17 protein-coding genes and 1 tRNA gene are annotated in these 16,459 nt (G+C 33.6%); 9 read left to right on the top strand and 9 right to left on the bottom strand.

Going from position 1 to position 16,459, the window contains the following annotated elements; translation table 11 throughout:
• Positions 1-21 precede the first annotated feature (21 nt).
• Positions 22-951: a type IX secretion system membrane protein PorP/SprF gene (locus ABJF52_RS09705; protein WP_348149493.1), complete on the top strand. Its 930-nt coding sequence runs from the start codon at positions 22-24 to the stop codon at positions 949-951.
• A 10-nt stretch (positions 952-961) separates the two neighbouring features.
• Entirely contained in the window at positions 962-2,902 is a 1,941-nt protein-coding gene (locus ABJF52_RS09700; protein ID WP_348149491.1) for an OmpA family protein, read from the top strand.
• Positions 2,903-3,054: 152 nt separating this feature from the next.
• Here the strand turns inward: ABJF52_RS09700 and ABJF52_RS09695 are convergent, their stop codons facing one another.
• From ABJF52_RS09695 to ABJF52_RS09685, 3 genes are all read right to left on the bottom strand, one after another.
• The gene (locus tag ABJF52_RS09695) at positions 3,055-3,240 is read right to left on the bottom strand and encodes a hypothetical protein (protein ID WP_348149489.1); all 186 of its coding nucleotides are present in this window, start codon (positions 3,238-3,240) and stop codon (positions 3,055-3,057) included.
• Positions 3,241-3,291: 51 nt separating this feature from the next.
• Positions 3,292-3,453, bottom strand: a complete 162-nt coding sequence (locus tag ABJF52_RS09690; RefSeq protein ID WP_348149487.1) for a DUF1328 family protein — start codon at positions 3,451-3,453, stop codon at positions 3,292-3,294.
• A 240-nt stretch (positions 3,454-3,693) separates the two neighbouring features.
• Positions 3,694-4,143, bottom strand: a complete 450-nt coding sequence (locus ABJF52_RS09685; protein WP_348149485.1) for a PA2169 family four-helix-bundle protein — start codon at positions 4,141-4,143, stop codon at positions 3,694-3,696.
• Between the two features lie 419 nt (positions 4,144-4,562).
• Here ABJF52_RS09685 and ABJF52_RS09680 point away from each other — a divergent pair, with 419 nt between their 5' ends.
• The 3 genes from ABJF52_RS09680 (at position 4,563) to ABJF52_RS09670 (ending at position 7,231) form a co-directional block, all read left to right on the top strand.
• Positions 4,563-5,072, top strand: coding sequence for a DNA starvation/stationary phase protection protein (locus ABJF52_RS09680; RefSeq protein ID WP_348149483.1), 510 nt, complete (start codon positions 4,563-4,565; stop codon positions 5,070-5,072).
• A gap of 50 nt (positions 5,073-5,122) precedes the next feature.
• Entirely contained in the window at positions 5,123-6,022 is a 900-nt protein-coding gene (locus ABJF52_RS09675; RefSeq protein WP_348149481.1) for a mechanosensitive ion channel family protein, read from the top strand.
• A gap of 171 nt (positions 6,023-6,193) precedes the next feature.
• Positions 6,194-7,231 carry an AraC family transcriptional regulator gene (locus tag ABJF52_RS09670; RefSeq protein ID WP_348149479.1) on the top strand — a complete coding sequence of 346 codons (1,038 nt, stop codon included), beginning with the start codon at positions 6,194-6,196 and terminating at the stop codon, positions 7,229-7,231.
• A 67-nt stretch (positions 7,232-7,298) separates the two neighbouring features.
• Here ABJF52_RS09670 and ABJF52_RS09665 read toward each other — a convergent pair whose 3' ends face one another.
• The 6 genes from ABJF52_RS09665 to ABJF52_RS09640 all read right to left on the bottom strand — a co-directional run bounded on the left by ABJF52_RS09665 (position 7,299) and on the right by ABJF52_RS09640 (position 11,727).
• A complete protein-coding gene (locus ABJF52_RS09665) occupies positions 7,299-7,499 on the bottom strand; it encodes a hypothetical protein (RefSeq protein ID WP_348149477.1) in 201 nt (66 codons plus the stop codon).
• Positions 7,500-7,847 (bottom strand): hypothetical protein, encoded by a 348-nt coding sequence (locus ABJF52_RS09660; protein WP_348149475.1) that lies wholly within the window; start codon positions 7,845-7,847, stop codon positions 7,500-7,502.
• Entirely contained in the window at positions 7,847-8,179 is a 333-nt protein-coding gene (locus ABJF52_RS09655; RefSeq protein ID WP_348149473.1) for a YtxH domain-containing protein, read from the bottom strand. Before ABJF52_RS09655 ends, ABJF52_RS09660 begins: the two co-directional genes overlap by 1 nt.
• Positions 8,180-8,727: 548 nt before the next feature.
• Positions 8,728-9,393, bottom strand: a complete 666-nt coding sequence (locus ABJF52_RS09650; RefSeq protein ID WP_348149471.1) for a DNA-binding response regulator — start codon at positions 9,391-9,393, stop codon at positions 8,728-8,730.
• A 12-nt stretch (positions 9,394-9,405) separates the two neighbouring features.
• On the bottom strand, positions 9,406-11,346 hold the full coding sequence (locus tag ABJF52_RS09645) for a tetratricopeptide repeat protein (protein ID WP_348149469.1): 1,941 nt from the start codon (positions 11,344-11,346) through the stop codon (positions 9,406-9,408).
• A 308-nt stretch (positions 11,347-11,654) separates the two neighbouring features.
• Positions 11,655-11,727: transfer RNA gene (locus ABJF52_RS09640), tRNA-Met, on the bottom strand.
• Between the two features lie 195 nt (positions 11,728-11,922).
• Between ABJF52_RS09640 and ABJF52_RS09635 the strand changes: the two genes are divergently transcribed.
• From ABJF52_RS09635 to der, 4 genes are all read left to right on the top strand, one after another.
• Positions 11,923-13,287, top strand: a complete 1,365-nt coding sequence (locus ABJF52_RS09635) for an amino acid carrier protein (RefSeq protein ID WP_348149468.1) — start codon at positions 11,923-11,925, stop codon at positions 13,285-13,287.
• Complete coding sequence (era, locus tag ABJF52_RS09630) at positions 13,274-14,161, top strand: GTPase Era (RefSeq protein ID WP_348149466.1); 888 nt, start codon at positions 13,274-13,276, stop codon at positions 14,159-14,161. The genes ABJF52_RS09635 and era overlap by 14 nt, the downstream gene beginning before the upstream one ends.
• 154 nt (positions 14,162-14,315) lie before the next feature.
• Positions 14,316-15,044 carry an acetyltransferase gene (locus tag ABJF52_RS09625; RefSeq protein ID WP_348149465.1) on the top strand — a complete coding sequence of 243 codons (729 nt, stop codon included), beginning with the start codon at positions 14,316-14,318 and terminating at the stop codon, positions 15,042-15,044.
• A 73-nt stretch (positions 15,045-15,117) separates the two neighbouring features.
• Complete coding sequence (gene der / locus ABJF52_RS09620; RefSeq protein WP_348149463.1) at positions 15,118-16,422, top strand: ribosome biogenesis GTPase Der; 1,305 nt, start codon at positions 15,118-15,120, stop codon at positions 16,420-16,422.
• Positions 16,423-16,459: the final 37 nt, after the last annotated feature.

The following is a 16,459-nucleotide window of genomic DNA, read 5'->3' as shown; positions in this document are numbered from 1 at the left end:
TACAATTATTAAAACAATAGGATGAAAAAAATTATTATTACCAGTCTGTTTATTGTACTCTCATTGTGGGGTCTCACGGCCCAGCAAGATGCTCAATATACGCAGTACATGTACAATACTATGGCGGTTAATCCTGCATACTCTGGCTCAAGAGGTGTGCTCGGTATTACTGCGCTTCACCGTTCACAATGGATTGGTTTAGATGGGGCTCCTACGACTCAAACTTTAAATTTTAATACGCCTATTGGTCGTGGAGTAGGAATTGGTTTATCGATAGTTAATGATGAAATCGGTAATGGAACTAATCAAGATACTTATTTTGATGGAGTAGTATCATACACTATAAACACTTCAGATACAGGTAAACTCTCTTTTGGAGTAAAGGCAGGTGGTCATTTGCTAAACTTAGATTTTACTAAACTTCGAAATTATAATAATGAGGCTGTTGCTATTGGAGGAACCGATATTGATAAAAGGTTTTCACCAAATTTTGGAGCAGGAATTTATTATCATACGAATCAGTTTTATGCAGGCTTGTCAGTGCCAAATTTTCTAGAAACAGAACATTTTGACAATTCAAGCTCTGCAATAGCCAAAGAACGTATGAATTTCTATTTCATAACTGGTTATGTATTTGATTTAAATCAGAACTTAAAATTTAAGCCTGCTGCCTTATTAAAAGCTGTTAATGGTGCACCATTACAAATAGACGCTTCTGCAAATTTTTTACTTAACGATAAATTTAACTTAGGAATAGCATATAGGTGGGATGCTGCTGTAAGTGCAATGTTTGGATTTCAAGTTTCAGAACAATTCTTGATAGGTTTAGCATATGATAAAGAAACTACAGAATTAGGTAATACCGCCTTTAATGATGGTTCTTTTGAAGTGTTGTTGCGCTACGAATTCAAAAATAGGTTTAGAAGGGTAATCGCCCCAAGATTCTTTTAAAACAAGTATTATGAACAAAAAAACTATATACACGCTTTACTTAATGTCTATGGTTTGTGCCTTTGGTACAGCTCAAGACAAAAAGATAAAAAAAGCGGAAATTAATTATAAGAACTATGACTACACGTTAGCTATTGATTCTTATGAGAAGTTAGTGGCTGATGGCCATTCAGATGAGCAAATTTATCGTGATTTAGGTGATGCGAATTATCAAAATGCAAAATATACTGAAGCGGCAGGCTGGTACGAGAAATTATTTGAGTTAGAAGAAGTAGACGTCGAGCAGGAATATATGTACAGGTATGCACAATCTTTAAAATCCAATGGAAATTACCAAGAGTCGGAGGTGTGGATGAATAAATATAAGCAGGCAACCAGTTCTGAAGTACGCGCAGTAAAACTTGATGAAGAACCTGATTATCTTAAAAAAATAGAAGAGCAATCGGGTGCTTTTGAGATTAAGAATTTAAATATCAACTCAAAAGAATCCGATTTTGCACCTTCTTTTAAAGGACAAGATTTGATTTTTTCAACTTCAAGAGATAGTGGAATCACACGCCGTAATGTTCATTTGTGGAATGGTAAATCATTTACAAATCTTTATAAAGCAATTGCTAATGAAAAAGGAGAATATGAAAGTGTTGAGAAATTGTCAAAGATTTTTAATAAGAAAACACATGAATCATCATCAGCTTATACAAAGGACGGAAAGACAGTATATTTTACAAGAAATAATTCTAAAAATGGAAGGTTTTCGAGAGATGAACAAGGGGTAAGTCGATTAAAAATTTATCGTGCAACCTTGGTGGGTGGTGATTGGAAAGATATTATTTCACTGCCGTTTAATGGCGATGAATATTCTGTAGCTCACCCAGCCCTTTCATCAGATGAAAAGCAATTATATTTTGCATCTGATATGAAAGGAACAGTTGGTGAATCGGATTTGTTTGTAGTTGCTATTAACGACGACGGAAGTTTTGGTACTCCAGTAAATTTAGGAACAGGTATAAATACAGAAAGCCGTGAAACTTTTCCATATGTAACAAAAGAGAACATACTCTATTTTGCTTCAGATGGTCATCCTGGTTTAGGAGGATTGGATATTTTTGCTACTAAATTAGATGATTTAAATAAGCCATATATTGTTAATTTAGGAAAGCCAATAAATACGGGTGAAGATGATTTTTCACTTATTTATGATAGTGAAACTCAGAAGGGTTTCTTCGCATCAAACAGAGAAGGCGGCCATGGAGGTGATGATATATACAGCTTTACCCAGGTTAAGAAATTGGACTTGGATTGCCATGTGGCTATCGCTGGTGTTGTTAAAAACCAAGAAACAAATGAAGTCATCCTAAATGCAAAATTACTTTTAACTGATGCCACTGGAGCAGTTGTTGCTGAAGGAGTTTCAGATAAGGATGGTAATTTTGATTTAGCAGGGTATTGTGAGGGCGGAATGTATAAAGTCGTTGCTTCAAAAGATGATTTTAATGATGGCGACAAATCATTTTCTATTGATATAGAAGATATTGCCAATGTTGAAGTGTATTTAGAACCAATTGTGAAAACTCCTCCAATAGGAACTGACCTGGTTAAATACTTAGATATTGAACCAATTTATTTCGATTTCGATAAATCAAATATTCGCGAAGATGCAGTAATATCAATTCAAAAAGTTATCGATTATATGAAAGCTTTTCCTAATGTTAAGGTGCAAGTGCAATCACATACCGATTCTAGAGGAAATGATATATATAATGAGGCCTTATCTCAAAGAAGAGCAACGAGCACAAGCGAGTATATGAAATTACAAGGAATAGATCCAAATAGAATTTCGGGTAAAGGATTTGGTGAAAAACGTTTAGTAAATGATTGTAATAATCAGAATGTATGTTCTATTCCAAAACATCAAGAAAATAGGAGATCTGAATTTATTATTATAGAGTAGTTTTAGATTATTAGTTTTTTATTAAAAAGAGACGGTTTAACCGTCTCTTTTTTTTTTTTGGTCTTAATTTAATAGTTATTCAATTGTTAAACTTGAAATAAAAAAGGCAAGCAAATTTAATTGCTTGCCTTAGCGCTTTGTATCAGTGAAGTTTAATGGTCATCGATAGCATCATCTGCTTCATCTTTTATTTCTTCTACGCCTTCTTCCAGCTCATCTCCAACTGCTTCAATGGAATCTTCAACTTTTTCTTCAGTAGTTTTCTCTCTACAACTTGTGGCAGTTAAAAATACGCCTGAGAAGAATAATAGTATATATAGTTTTGCTAAATTTTTCATCTTGTTTATTTTTTTAATTATTAATATATCTCTAGAGCTTTCTGGTGTTAACTAGAACGCTTTTCTGCCTCTTATTAATGAGATTACTAATAGTACTAAAAAAATAAAGAATAAGACTTTGGCGATACTTGCTGCTCCAGCAGCTATTCCACCAAATCCAAAAATTCCGGCTATTATTGCTAATATTATAAAAGTGATTGTCCAACGTAACATATATTCTGGTTTTTAAATTTGTACTTAGGAAATCGTATTGTTTCCTCTAACTTTTACAAATATGGACTTATTTTATCTGGATGTTTAATGGTATCAAATGAAATCTTAACTCATATAAAAATTATTTAAAACTTTGATAATTAAAAGTTTATGGTTGTATTAAAGATTGATTTTGTAGATTTCATTCAAATAAAAAAGGGAAGCATTTGCTTCCCTTTTTTTAATAATTTGATGTTTAGTTTAAAATGCTTTTTCTAAACTTTTTACAGTAGTCAGTCCAGACTTAATACTATCCTTTTGTTTTTGAAGTAGCATTTTTGTTGTTGGGGGTAATGCCGTTTCAGATAGTACATCTTCATATTCCGATATAGCAGCTTTTTCACCTCTAATGGCTTCTTCTAACATAGCTTCTTCACTTTCTGAAGAAAATAATGCTTTGATATCCATCCAAGCTCTATGCATTTTACTGGTAACACTATCACCAGTTTCTACGTTTTGACCAAATGTGCTAATTTCAGTTTTTAATTGATATCCAAAATCTTTACGCTGTTCAGCTTTTTTTTCAAAATATTCTTTCAAATAACTGTGATCCGTATGATCTGCTGCTTTTCGAAATCCTTTTTCCGCATCATAAGTTTTTTCAAGTAGTTCGTTTAATTTGTTTCCGATTTTCTCAGTATATGTTTTCATTTAAATTATAATTATTAGTGAATGATAATTTCTTTTTCGGGATGTTTATCATTTTACATCTCAGCAAAAAAATAAAGCGTTTTTTATTCTTAACGTAATGTGTTTGGGTTTTGAAAACCAATAGGAGGAATAATAAATGATATCCTTTAAGAAGTAGCTAATAGTCTTTTTGCTTAATACAAAGTTATAATCATATTTAGAGCTTGTTTGGTTCAAATGAATAAAACCTTGACTCAAATGCTAAATCTATTCAGCTATATGACGCTGGTAAAGGTTTTATCTGATTTTAAATCAGGTAATTATGTAAATGTGTTAACATCTGCTTCATATGAGCAAAAGACAATATTAGTTTACAGATATCTTTGTTTCAGAAGTTAGAGTATGAAAACCATATTCCAGTTAAATTAAAATTATCAACTATGAATTATTTAAATATAAACGATAAAAATTTGGTGCCTGTAGTAACAGAAATGAATGTGTTATTGGCCGATTATACTATTTACTATCAAAAATTGCGCAGTTTCCATTGGAATGTTTTGGGTAGAAATTTTTTCGATTTACACGTAAAGTTTGAGGAATTATATACCGATGCTAGAATCAAAATAGACGAAATTGCCGAACGAGTTTTAACCTTAAGATATCATCCGGTAAGTAATTTATCTAAATATCTAAAAATGGCAAATATTGAGGAAGAATCTCCCTTTATAGAAGACACAGAGATGGTGGTTAGTATTCTATCGGATCACAAAAAGCTGTTAGCGCAAATGAAACTTACTTTGGATAAAGCTGACGAAGCTGGTGATGAAGGAACTATAGATATGCTGGGAGCTTATATTAGAGAATTAGAAAAGTCTAGTTGGATGTTAAATGCCTTTATAAAGGATACAGCCGACCAATTAAAAAAGGTTGAGCTAGAAAGTGTTTCGTAATGTTTTAGTAGTGGCAGTCTAAAAGAAATTTAAACTTTAAAACATTTAAAATGAAAGATAAAATTCAAGAATCATTTACTGATATATTTGATAAATTACTAGGTTGGATGACCGCATTTATCGAGAGTATTCCCAATTTGTTAGTGGCAACCATAGTAATGGTATTGGCCTTTTATATGGCAAGGTATGTAAATAAATGGGCGGTACGCATTGCTGCAAAAAAAATTCCTCAAGAAAGTATAACAAAGTTAATAGGTCGGTTTTCGGCAATATTTGTTGTTTCTATAGGATTGTTTTTGGCGCTAGGAGCATTAGATTTAAGCAAAACCCTAAATACATTGCTTGCTGGTGCTGGTATTTCAGGTCTTGTAATTGGTTTGGCCTTACAAGGTACCCTGTCCAATCTATTATCAGGAATTATACTTTCATTTAGAAGCAAAATTAATTTGGGCAATTGGATTGAAACATCGGGTTATGCAGGAGAGGTTGTTGATATAAATTTGAATAGCCTAGTGTTAAAGGAGTATGATAATAGTTTGGTGATTATACCTAATAAAACAATTATCGAAAATCCGCTAAAAAATTATTCCTTAACCAAAAAAATGAAAATAGCTGTAGAATGTGGTGTTGGTTATGAATCTGATTTAGAGTTGGTTGAATCGTTAGTTAAAGAGGCCATAGAGTCGGTTTATCATCAAAATGATAATTCTGAGATTGAAGTATACTGGACTGCATTTGCAGATAGTTCCATAAATTTTGTATGTCGTTTTTGGGTCGATGCAGAAAATGCAAAGAATAGATTAGATGCTAAAAGCGCGGGAATAATGGCAATAAAAAAGAAGTTTAACGAACACGATATTAACATACCATTCCCAATTCGTACGTTACAAATGAATAATCCAATTAACTTAAATAGGGTTAATCTTGAAAAAAGTAAAGTTGATTATTAAGGATTATTTTTAGCGTTACATTATAACTTGAACAAGTAGAAGAAGCTCCTTTAAAGGAGCTTTTTTATTTATGAAAAGCTATTTAAGAAAAACTATTTTAAAGGTGTATTCGCTTTATTTATATATTTGATTAACAGCCAGTAATGGTTTGTTTTATGTAAAAAAGAAAATTTGACAGAAATATTTGTAGATGCTCAGAGTACAGAAGGTACAGTACGGCAAATTCAAGAAGTTATTGGAGGTGAAATAGATGAACGCTGGGGTGAATATATTTTAAAAGTCAATAGCAAAATTGCATTTGGAACTATTCGCTTTATCACTTTTGATTGGGGGGTTAGTTTGTTGGAGTACGACATTAAATTTTTTGATGACGTCGTCTTACGAATGGATGCATCTGAATACAATCCTATTCATTTTTCATATTGTTTAGAGGGTTATTGCAAACATCGATTTGGGTATCAGCCTGAAAGTGATATTCAAACCTTAGCACAATTTCAATCGGTAATAGTTACCTGTAAGGATGGGGGTTATAATTATGGTTATTTTCCAAAAGATGAAAAATTAGCCATTAATGTAATTCAGATTACCAGAAAGAAATTTCTTAAGAAAAGGTTGAATAATGTCGATGAACTAAATCAACGATTGTATCGCGTTTTCTTGGATACAGATCACGAAAATGTATTTTCATTTTATGGTAGTTTTAACTTAAAATTGGCAACAAAAATTGGTGCCTTACGAAAGGTGCGAACCAAAGGAATGATACGAATAATGCAAATAGAAGGTTTGGTTTATGAAATTTTATCGATGCATATTTTACAGCATGATAAAGAATATAAAAACAAAATGCCTAGTACGTCTTTACTGCGAAGCGAGTTAAAACTTGTGCGTAAAATGGCTAATGCCATCATAAAAAATCCATCAAAAGATTACTCACTGGAAATGTTAGCAACAAAATCCGGATTGTCACAAGCCAAGCTACAAGAAGGTTTTAAGCTGTTGTATACAAGAACGGTAACGGAGTATATTAGACATATTCGATTAGAAGCAGCGCGCGACCATATCCGAACTTCAGATATGAATATATCACAAATTGTTTATTCTATTGGCTTTAGTAGTCGCAGTTATTTTTCTAAAATATTTAAAAGAAAATACGGTATTAGTCCTAGTGAATTTCAGAATAATATAACTGTTCCGTTAGAAGTACTGTAAAAAAAATAGGGATACATATTGCTATGTACCCCTATCCAAATCAACCAACCAAATTTGTATTAAAAAATCATTTAAGAATTTTACGAACTAGATAAAGCAAGCCATATTTTTTGGTAACCGAAATTGCGGTTTTCATCCAATTATAGGGTTGTAAGTCTTCTTCTAATTGGTAGCGCAGGCCTTTAATTTCTTCCCAGGCTATTTTCCGTTCAAGGTTGAGCCGAGCGAGGTCTGCATTAATTTCATTTTGATTTTTATATGTTTTCATCTAATCGAAAAATGTTTTACTACTACTTTTTATTATGTAGGCATCTATTCTTGCACGCAAATAATAAACTACGTATGCCAATAGAAATATTAATCCTGCGATAATTAAACAAGCAGCAATAGGGTTATTTAATAAATTCGATAAAGCCAAAGTGCCGCTAACGGCTAGGAAAATAATTCCTAAAAAAATTAGACTACCTATTAATGCTGTTTTGCAGAACAAACCTATGGTTTGTGTAAGCTGTTGAAAAATTTTAAGCTTATAATATTCTTGTGTTTTTTGATAGTAGTTTTCACTAATATCAATGGCTTTATCTGAGGTGTGGTTTAATGATTTGATAATTCCCATTACGATGTTTTTTGTAATTTCTTATTCTTAGCTTTTAAATCAGCAAGCTTACTCTCTAAAGTTGTGATTACGTCTTCAGTCTTATAACTCACATCTGATACAATGCTATTCATTTTTGTTTCTAACGTATCCGTTTTGGAAGAAAGACTATGGGCTGCTCTATCGCTTAAATCGATTGCGCCTTCAGCTATGCTCTCTCTTGTGGCAGCAGCTTGATCTGCGATTTTTTTTCTTGTATTTTCGCCTTTATCTGGCGCAAATAATATTCCTAAGGCAGCTCCAATCGCTGATCCTGCTAATATTCCTAAAACTGTATTTCCTGTATTGCTCATTTTTATGTGTTTTTTATTTACTATGATGGCTATCACCATTTTTTACACTACAAAGTTGCCTATTTATCAGGGTTAAGCTTAGCTCAAATCATTAAAATGTTGACGGAAACGATAGGAGGGAGGGTAAAATATAGTATTTGGTGGAAGTATATTAGTTTATCTTGAATATAAGAAAAACAGGAATCCTTTTTTAATTAGTTTATTGAATCTTTAACAAATAATAAGCGTAAAAAAAAGGTCGATTGTAAAATCGACCTCTACCTATGTTTATAAAATAATGGTTAATCTATTGAATTGTAAATGCAATTATCTTTATTAAAGCTTAATGAAGGCCAAACCCGCTAAATAGAACTTCCCCCGAATACCCCAAACAGCAGGATGGCCAACAATTTGTTATACGTTGAAATTGATATGTTTATTTATCATTTTAAATATTGTTTAAGCTTAATGATACACCAAACCTATGCCCATAAAAGAAGAATTCCTTACAGATATCTGTAAGGAATATTAAATTGTATTTTACTAAAGAATATTGATTGCTGGACACCTTATATTTTTCCTTCTTTTACTAATTTAAAAAGTAAGTTGGTCGTGTTCTTAGCGCGGTATTCGTCATAGAGTCGACTAATTCTTTTATCAATGGTGCTCTCGCTGCTAGGTGAAATATTTTCTTTTTTAAATTTTTCAGAAACCTCTTTTTTGGTGAGTCCTGCGGCCAATGCTTTTAATATTTTTAAATCATAATCGTCTAGTTCAAAAACATTGTCGGCAATATTTAAATTTATTTGCGGCGAATAATACGTGCGATTGTGATAAACTTCTTTTGTTGCAGAAACCAGTTCGTTTAAGCCGTGTCTACCCTTGCAAACATAGCCATCTATCTTTTGGTCTTTAAAAAGAGCATTAATCTTAATAGGATTGTCTTCCATAGAATTTACAATCACTTTTATACCGGGTTGCAGTAACCTAGCAGCTGTTATAAGTTCGATACCTGATGATATACGTTGTGTTACATGGTCTTTTTTAAAATGTAAATCGGTAACTAAGAGTTCGAATGGTTCTTCAGCAGCAAGGGCTACTTTTAAACGAGATAAAGCCCTGTCGCAATAAAGTTCTTCTTGAGCTTCGGTAATATGTAATCTTTCTCTAAGCGTGTCAATAATACCTAAATTGGCATCTTGAAAATCTTCTGCAATTAGTACTTTTTTGAACATAGCACGGTATAATTAAATAGGAAATTGTATCGCTGCCTTAAAACCATTTCCTTTTTCTGATTCAAAAATAATACTTCCACCAATGGCTAGAATACGCTTTTCCGTATTCAGCAGTCCATTTTTTAGTCGAAGTTCTTCTTGCGTGGCACCGTTACCATCATCTTCATAGTTTATTTGTAAAACATCGTTGGTATTTTGAAATGTAATTGCGACTATACTCGCACCACTGTGTTTTTTTAAGTTGATCATCAACTCTTGCATTATTTTAAACAAGGCTGTTTTTGTTGTTAAGGGTATTATATTCCAATTGATTTCTTTAGCACCACTTATAAATAGTTTTACATCGGTTGGCGTTCTAAGTTTTACCATTGCTAAAAGGTTCTCCCAAAAATAAGGTCCTGTATCTACTTCATTAATATCCCTTGAGAAATCTCTACTTTGCTTATAAAGTTTTTCCAAGTTGTCTAAGACTATAGACTTATCAGCATCATTTTCAACCAATAACATGGTTTGGTTTAATCGACCACCGTGATCATCATGTAATCTTCGAGATAGTTCTGCTTCAGTTTCATAAATAGCAGCGAGCTTTTCCGATTTATTTTTTTGTTTTAATTGTTTCGTACGCTGGCTAAATATAAAAAAAGCAAAGGCTAGGAGGGAAGCTAAAAATACTGCGCCTCCCAAATACATAATTTTTTGATTTCGTTCTTTGCTAGCTTTCAATGCTTGTTCTGCATTTTCCTTCTCTAAACGCAGAATAGCTTCTTGCTTTAGCTTGTCGTCATATTTGTATTTAGCAAATTGCGTTTTAACTTTTAGTTCAGCGGCATACAAACTGTCTTGTAAAAATATATAGCGATCTTTTAGATTCGTGTTCTTGTCATCCAAATTCATTAAATGAACAAGAACATCTTTTTCTGCTTTCGGAATTTTTAAATCTTTAGATAATACTATCACTGAATCGAAATATACAAACGCCTTTTTTCTGTCCTTTTCAGCATAAAATTCACCCAAATGGGTATAACTAGAAATTTGTCCTCTTCGATCCTTATTTAGTAGTCGAATATCTAGGGCCTTAATAAAAAGGTTTTCTGATTGGTTGTTATTAGATAACCATTGGGCATAGGCTAAATTGTCGAGAACTCGAGCATATTGCGACGATTTTTTTTGCAATAAAGTATCATTGTATACCGAATTTAAAAGGGTGATGGCATTCTTATATTTTTTATTGTCAATATAAGTGGTCGCCAAATTGTTTTTATAGGCAAGAATATTTTTTGATGATTTTGAAAGTTCAATAGCTTTTAAATGGTAATTAATTGCCTCATCGTAATTTAATAGTTTGCGATGGTTGGATGCTAACGCGCTATAACAAGAAGCTATATAATTTATATCCTTTTCAGGCTGAAGAAATTGGAGTGCTTCGGTTAATGTTTCTTTACTGCCAAAAAAATCGTTCTGATTTTTTTGAATCTGGCCCATGCTTAGCAATCGTCGCCCAACTTGACTACTATCTATAATGCTTTGAAAGTAGTTTTTCGATTGGTTGTAATAGAAATAGGCACTATCGAATTGAGCTATAGCATCGAAATAATAAGCTATAGCCTGACTTGCCTTTCCTGCATAATATTTATTCTGTATTAGATTCGATTGTTCTAATAATAACTGATCGTAAAAAGAAGAGCTGTCAATTTGTTTTAAGGCATAATGGATATTGCTTTTATTGTATAAAGTTGCTAGTGTTAAGCTATCTAGGGGCTTTGTTTTAATAAGGTTATATGCACTGTCGGCTAAAATAAGTCTTTGAGACTTTTCAAGTTTTACATTTTTACTCTGGTTGTGTAGTTTTAATATTTGAGATTTTTCGAAATTTGATGATTCACTTTTTTTGAAACTGTTGCAGCCAATAGTTAATAGTAGCAGTAAAAAAAACACGCTTCGAGCGTTTTTCATATCGATAAGTTTGACGTTAAATTTAAGAAAATAAAAAAGTCATATAGTTCTAAATTTGAGATGATGTAGTAATAAAAAAAGCTTCATATTTCTCTGAAGCTTTGCTAGTAGCGTGGACAGTCCCGACCCTTCGGAGGAGCCAGCTCTTAAAATTATTTTGAGTTAAAGGCATAAAAAAAAGCTTCATATTTCTCTGAAGTTTTGGTAGTAGCGGGGACAGCCCCGACGCTTCGGGGGAGCCAGCTCTTAAAATTATTTTGAGTTAAAGGCATAAAAAAAAGCTTCAGATTTCTCTGAAGCTTTGGTAGTAGCGGGGACTGGACTCGAACCAGCGACCTTCGGGTTATGAGCCCGACGAGCTACCTACTGCTCTACCCCGCGATATGGGTTCTTATCTCACTTGTTTTGCAACTTCAGTTCATTACGCTGACGAGATAAAGGTGCGCTACTATTTGTAACGGGCGACAAATATACAACCGTTTTTTAGTTATTTCAAAGATTGTTGAAAGAATATTTTTGTTGAGTACGTTTTCAAAAGTCAGTAAAATGTATAACTTCGGGTTTTATACATAGCCTTTGGAAACAATCAATGAGATTTTAGCGCAATTAATACCATTCACAGAATGGCCAATGTTTATTCTTTTAATAGGTGGGGGGCTTTTTTTAGTGTGTTATTCAAAATTTTTGCCCTATCGATATTTTGGTCATGCCATTGCGATTACTGCAGGTAAGTATGATGATAAAACTGCAAAAGGCGATGTAAGTTCTTTTCAAGCGCTCTCGGCAGCCGTTGCAGCTACTGTAGGTTTAGGGAATATATCGGGTGTTGCCATAGCTATTCATGATGGAGGGCCAGGTGTTGTTTTCTGGATTTGGGTGACTGCCTTAATAGGTATGTGTATTAAATTTTATTCGTGCAGCTTGTCCATAATGTTTAGGGGAAAAGATTCTGATGGTAAATTGCAAGGAGGCCCTATGTTTTATATTACTCAGGGCTTAGGACCAAAAGCGAAACCATTGGCTATATTTTTTGCTGTTTGTGGGCTTTTTGGCTTTTTGGGGGTATTTACTGCTAACCAGTTTACGGAAACCTTTATGAGTGTAATAGAACCCTCTAAAACTATTTTTGAAATGGATGAAACCAACTGGAAATGGACCGTTGGATTTGTATTAGCAATCGTAACCTCATTCGTGATTTTTGGTGGGTTAACAAAAATTGCTAAAGTAGCTTCGGCAATAGTGCCATTTATGGTTGCTGTTTATTTAATTGCGGTAATTGTAGTGATGGCTATGAATGCTTCTCAGATTATGCCTTCTTTAAAATTAATACTTACCGAAGCTTGGAATTTTAAAACAGTAGTAACTGGTGGTTTTTGGGGTCTCGTAATAATAGGTATTCGAAGAGCGATGTTCTCCAATGAGGCAGGTTTAGGTAGTGCGCCCATGTATCACGGTCAATCTAAAACCGATAATCCTATTAAAGAGGGGTTGGTAGCAATGTTAGGTCCATTTATCGACACCATTTTAGTTTGCACCTTTACAGCAGTAGTAATAATATTAAGTGGTGCTTACCTAGAGGATCAAAGTGGAATAGTAATGACCTTAACGGCTTTTGAGCGCACACTTTTCGGCTATGGTGACGACTTGTTAATGATTATTGTTTCTGCTTTTGCTTTATCCACCTTATTTACCTATTCGTATTATGGGGTAAAATGTCTTTCTTTTTTAACCAATGCTAAAATTGGTAAGTTTTACAATTGGTATTTTGTTATTATGATAGTTTTTGCGGCGGTCGCATCATTAGACCTTGTAAAGAACTTAATTGATTTGTCTTATGCTTTAATGGTGATTCCAAATATGATTGCAGTACTTTTGCTAGCTCCAAAGGTTAATAAAGCTACTAAAGCTTATTTTAAAGACCTCCGTAATGAAAGAGCATAAATCAGGGTTTGTAAATATTATAGGTAATCCAAATGTTGGGAAATCAACATTGATGAATGCCTTTGTAGGTGAAAAACTATCTATTATTACCTCAAAAGCACAAACAACAAGACACCGTATATTAGGAATTGTAAATGGTGATGATTTTCAAATGATATTGTCTGATACGCCGGGGATTATTAAACCTGCATACGAACTGCAATCTTCAATGATGAATTTCGTAAAGTCCGCTTTTGAAGATGCAGATGTGTTACTATATATGGTAGAAATAGGAGAGAAAGCTTTAAAAGATGAAGCTTTTTTTAAGAAAATTAAAAATAGTAAGATTCCCGTTTTATTGCTGCTCAACAAAGTGGATACCACCACTCAAGAAATTTTAGAAGAACAGGTGCAGTACTGGCAAGAACTTTTGCCTTCAGTAGAATTGCATCCGATATCGGCGCTATCAAATTTCAATGTTAAAAATGTTTTTGAACGTATTATAGAATTGCTTCCTGTTGCACCAGCTTATTATCCAAAAGATCAACTTACGGATAAGCCAGAGCGCTTTTTTGTAAATGAAACCATACGTGAGAAAATCCTTATTCATTATAAAAAAGAAATTCCCTATTCAGTAGAAATAGTAACAGAGGAGTTTTTTGAAGATGAGGATATTATTCGAATGCGTTCCGTTATTATGGTAGAACGCGATTCGCAAAAAGGCATTATAATTGGGCATAAAGGCACTGCTTTAAAACGTGTGGGCGTTGAATCTCGAAAAGACCTCGAAAAGTTTTTTGGCAAGCAAGTGCATTTAGAACTTTATGTAAAAGTAAATAAGAATTGGCGTAGTGATGCACGTCAGCTAAAACGTTTTGGTTACAATAATAGTTAGTAATAAAGGCTTATAAAGTCCGTTTTTACTTATGTTGAGAAGGTTTGCTGATTTTTTGTAGTTCATCGAATAATACTACATATTATCTATTTCCCTATTAATAATTCCTACATTTGAGTAATCGAAAGTGGAAACCCCAAATCCCCCCACGAGAATGAAAAATATTGTAATTATCGGTGCATCCGGCCATGGAAATGTGGTTTTGGATATAATCGAAAAAGAGGCTGATTTTAATGTAATTGGCTTTATTGATACCTACAAAGAAAAATGCCGTTTGGCTAATGGCTACCAAGTGCTAGGTACTGAAGACGAACTTCCATATTTTATTGATAAATTTAATATAACCGCTGGTATAGTGGCTATTGGTGATAATTGGATACGAAAAAAAGTGGTTGATAAAATCATAGAAATAGTTCCCAATTTTGAATTTGTTTCTTCTGCGCATCCTCAAGCTGTAATAGGACGAGATGTTACTATAGGTGTGGGAACAATTATTATGCCTGGTGCTATTGTAAATTCCAACGCTCAGATAGGTGATTTTTGTATAGTTAATACCAATGCATCATTGGATCACGATAGTGTAATGGGAGATTATTCCAGCTTAGCTCCGAGGGCTTCTACTGGAGGTCATGTAAATTTAGGAGCTTTTTCAGCAATCTGTCTTGGTGCTAGTGTTATTGAAGGCATTACTATTGGAGCACACACGGTTGTGGGTGCAGGTGCATTAGTTGTAAATAATATAGAAAGCCATGTTGTAGCATATGGCGCTCCATCTCAAATAATCCGCGAAAGACAAGTGGGTGAGCCGTATCTGGCAAAAAACAAAGATTCAAAATCAGAATTAGTCGTAATTCATAAGAATGAAGAGCGCACTACAACCTAAGGTATCTTATTTCTATTTTTAGATTAGAAGGTTTAAGGCGATTAACATTACCTTTGTGGCTTAAATTACCATAATGAGTGCTATTGTTGCTATTGTCGGAAGACCTAATGTTGGAAAATCTACTTTTTTTAATCGTTTAATTCAGCGTAGAGAGGCTATTGTTGATGCCGTTAGTGGTGTTACACGTGATCGACATTATGGAAAAAGCGATTGGAACGGTAAAGAGTTTTCATTAATTGATACAGGCGGATATGCCGTTGGAAGTGAAGATATATTTGAAAAGGAGATTGACCGACAAGTAGAATTGGCTATCGATGAAGCGGATGCTATAATTTTTATGGTAGACGTTGAAACTGGAGTAACAGCTATGGATGAAGAAGTTTCCAAGCTATTGCGCCGTGTAAAAAAACCTGTTTTCTTAGTTATCAATAAAGTTGACAACGCTAAAAGAGAAGCTGATGCTGTTGAATTTTACGCATTAGGATTGGGTGAGTACTATACCGTATCCAGTGTAAATGGAGGGGGTACTGGTGAGTTGCTTGATGAATTAGTTAAAGTGCTACCTGAAAAAGATACGGAAGAGGTTGAATTACCGAGATTCGCAGTTGTTGGACGTCCAAATGCTGGAAAATCATCATTTATTAATGCATTAATTGGCGAGGATCGCTATATAGTTACCGATATTGCTGGAACAACCAGAGATAGTATTGATACGAAATATAACCGTTTTGGTTTCGAATTTAACTTGGTTGATACCGCTGGTATCCGTAGAAAAGCTAAGGTTAAAGAAGATTTAGAATTTTATTCGGTTATGCGTTCTGTTCGTGCTATAGAACATTCGGATGTGTGTATTTTACTTTTTGATGCAACACGAGGCTTTGATGGACAAGTTGAAAACATTTTCTGGTTGGCGCAAAGGAATAACAAGGGTATTGTAATATTGGTGAATAAATGGGATTTGGTTGTAGACAAAGAGACCAATACCATGAAACAATATACAGAACGAATCAAGCAGGCTATGGAGCCATTTGTAGATGTGCCAATTCTTTTTGTTTCAGTATTAAATAAACAACGGATTTATAAGGCGATAGAAACTGCGGTTGAGGTATATAAAAATCGTTCTAAAAAAATAAAAACACGCGAATTAAACGATGTGTTATTGCCCATAATTGCGAATACCCCTCCACCGGCGTATAAAGATAAATACGTAAAAATAAAATACATTACGCAGTTACCAACACACTATCCACAGTTTGCGTTCTTTTGTAATTTACCGCAATATGTTCGTGACCCTTATAAGCGATTCTTAGAGAATAAGTTACGCGAAAACTTTAATTTTACGGGAGTACCGGTAACAATTTATATGCGTAAGAAGTAGAGTTGTTTGGGGTGTAGTTTTTTTGCGCTTTTCGATT

This window comes from Aurantibacter sp. (assembly GCF_039941195.1).
In the GTDB taxonomy this organism is placed as follows: Bacteria; Bacteroidota; Bacteroidia; order Flavobacteriales; family Flavobacteriaceae; genus Aurantibacter_A.
Note: the sequence above shows the minus strand (reverse complement) of the source record. Positions and strands in the feature narration are given on the sequence as shown.

Excerpts from the sequence above, each read along its gene's own strand:
- ABJF52_RS09660 (WP_348149475.1), bottom strand. The coding sequence starts at position 7,847 with ATGGGAATTATCAAATCATTAAACCACACCTCAGATAAAGCCATTGAT.
- ABJF52_RS09625 (WP_348149465.1), top strand. The coding sequence starts at position 14,316 with ATGAAAAATATTGTAATTATCGGTGCATCCGGCCATGGAAATGTGGTT.
- der (WP_348149463.1), top strand. The coding sequence starts at position 15,118 with ATGAGTGCTATTGTTGCTATTGTCGGAAGACCTAATGTTGGAAAATCT.
- ABJF52_RS09665 (WP_348149477.1), bottom strand. The coding sequence starts at position 7,499 with ATGAAAACATATAAAAATCAAAATGAAATTAATGCAGACCTCGCTCGG.
- ABJF52_RS09650 (WP_348149471.1), bottom strand. The coding sequence starts at position 9,393 with ATGTTCAAAAAAGTACTAATTGCAGAAGATTTTCAAGATGCCAATTTA.
- ABJF52_RS09690 (WP_348149487.1), bottom strand. The coding sequence starts at position 3,453 with ATGTTACGTTGGACAATCACTTTTATAATATTAGCAATAATAGCCGGA.
- ABJF52_RS09645 (WP_348149469.1), bottom strand. The coding sequence starts at position 11,346 with ATGAAAAACGCTCGAAGCGTGTTTTTTTTACTGCTACTATTAACTATT.
- ABJF52_RS09680 (WP_348149483.1), top strand. The coding sequence starts at position 4,563 with ATGAATTATTTAAATATAAACGATAAAAATTTGGTGCCTGTAGTAACA.
- era (WP_348149466.1), top strand. The coding sequence starts at position 13,274 with ATGAAAGAGCATAAATCAGGGTTTGTAAATATTATAGGTAATCCAAAT.
- ABJF52_RS09685 (WP_348149485.1), bottom strand. The coding sequence starts at position 4,143 with ATGAAAACATATACTGAGAAAATCGGAAACAAATTAAACGAACTACTT.
- ABJF52_RS09655 (WP_348149473.1), bottom strand. The coding sequence starts at position 8,179 with ATGAGCAATACAGGAAATACAGTTTTAGGAATATTAGCAGGATCAGCG.
- ABJF52_RS09675 (WP_348149481.1), top strand. The coding sequence starts at position 5,123 with ATGAAAGATAAAATTCAAGAATCATTTACTGATATATTTGATAAATTA.
- ABJF52_RS09700 (WP_348149491.1), top strand. The coding sequence starts at position 962 with ATGAACAAAAAAACTATATACACGCTTTACTTAATGTCTATGGTTTGT.
- ABJF52_RS09705 (WP_348149493.1), top strand. The coding sequence starts at position 22 with ATGAAAAAAATTATTATTACCAGTCTGTTTATTGTACTCTCATTGTGG.
- ABJF52_RS09695 (WP_348149489.1), bottom strand. The coding sequence starts at position 3,240 with ATGAAAAATTTAGCAAAACTATATATACTATTATTCTTCTCAGGCGTA.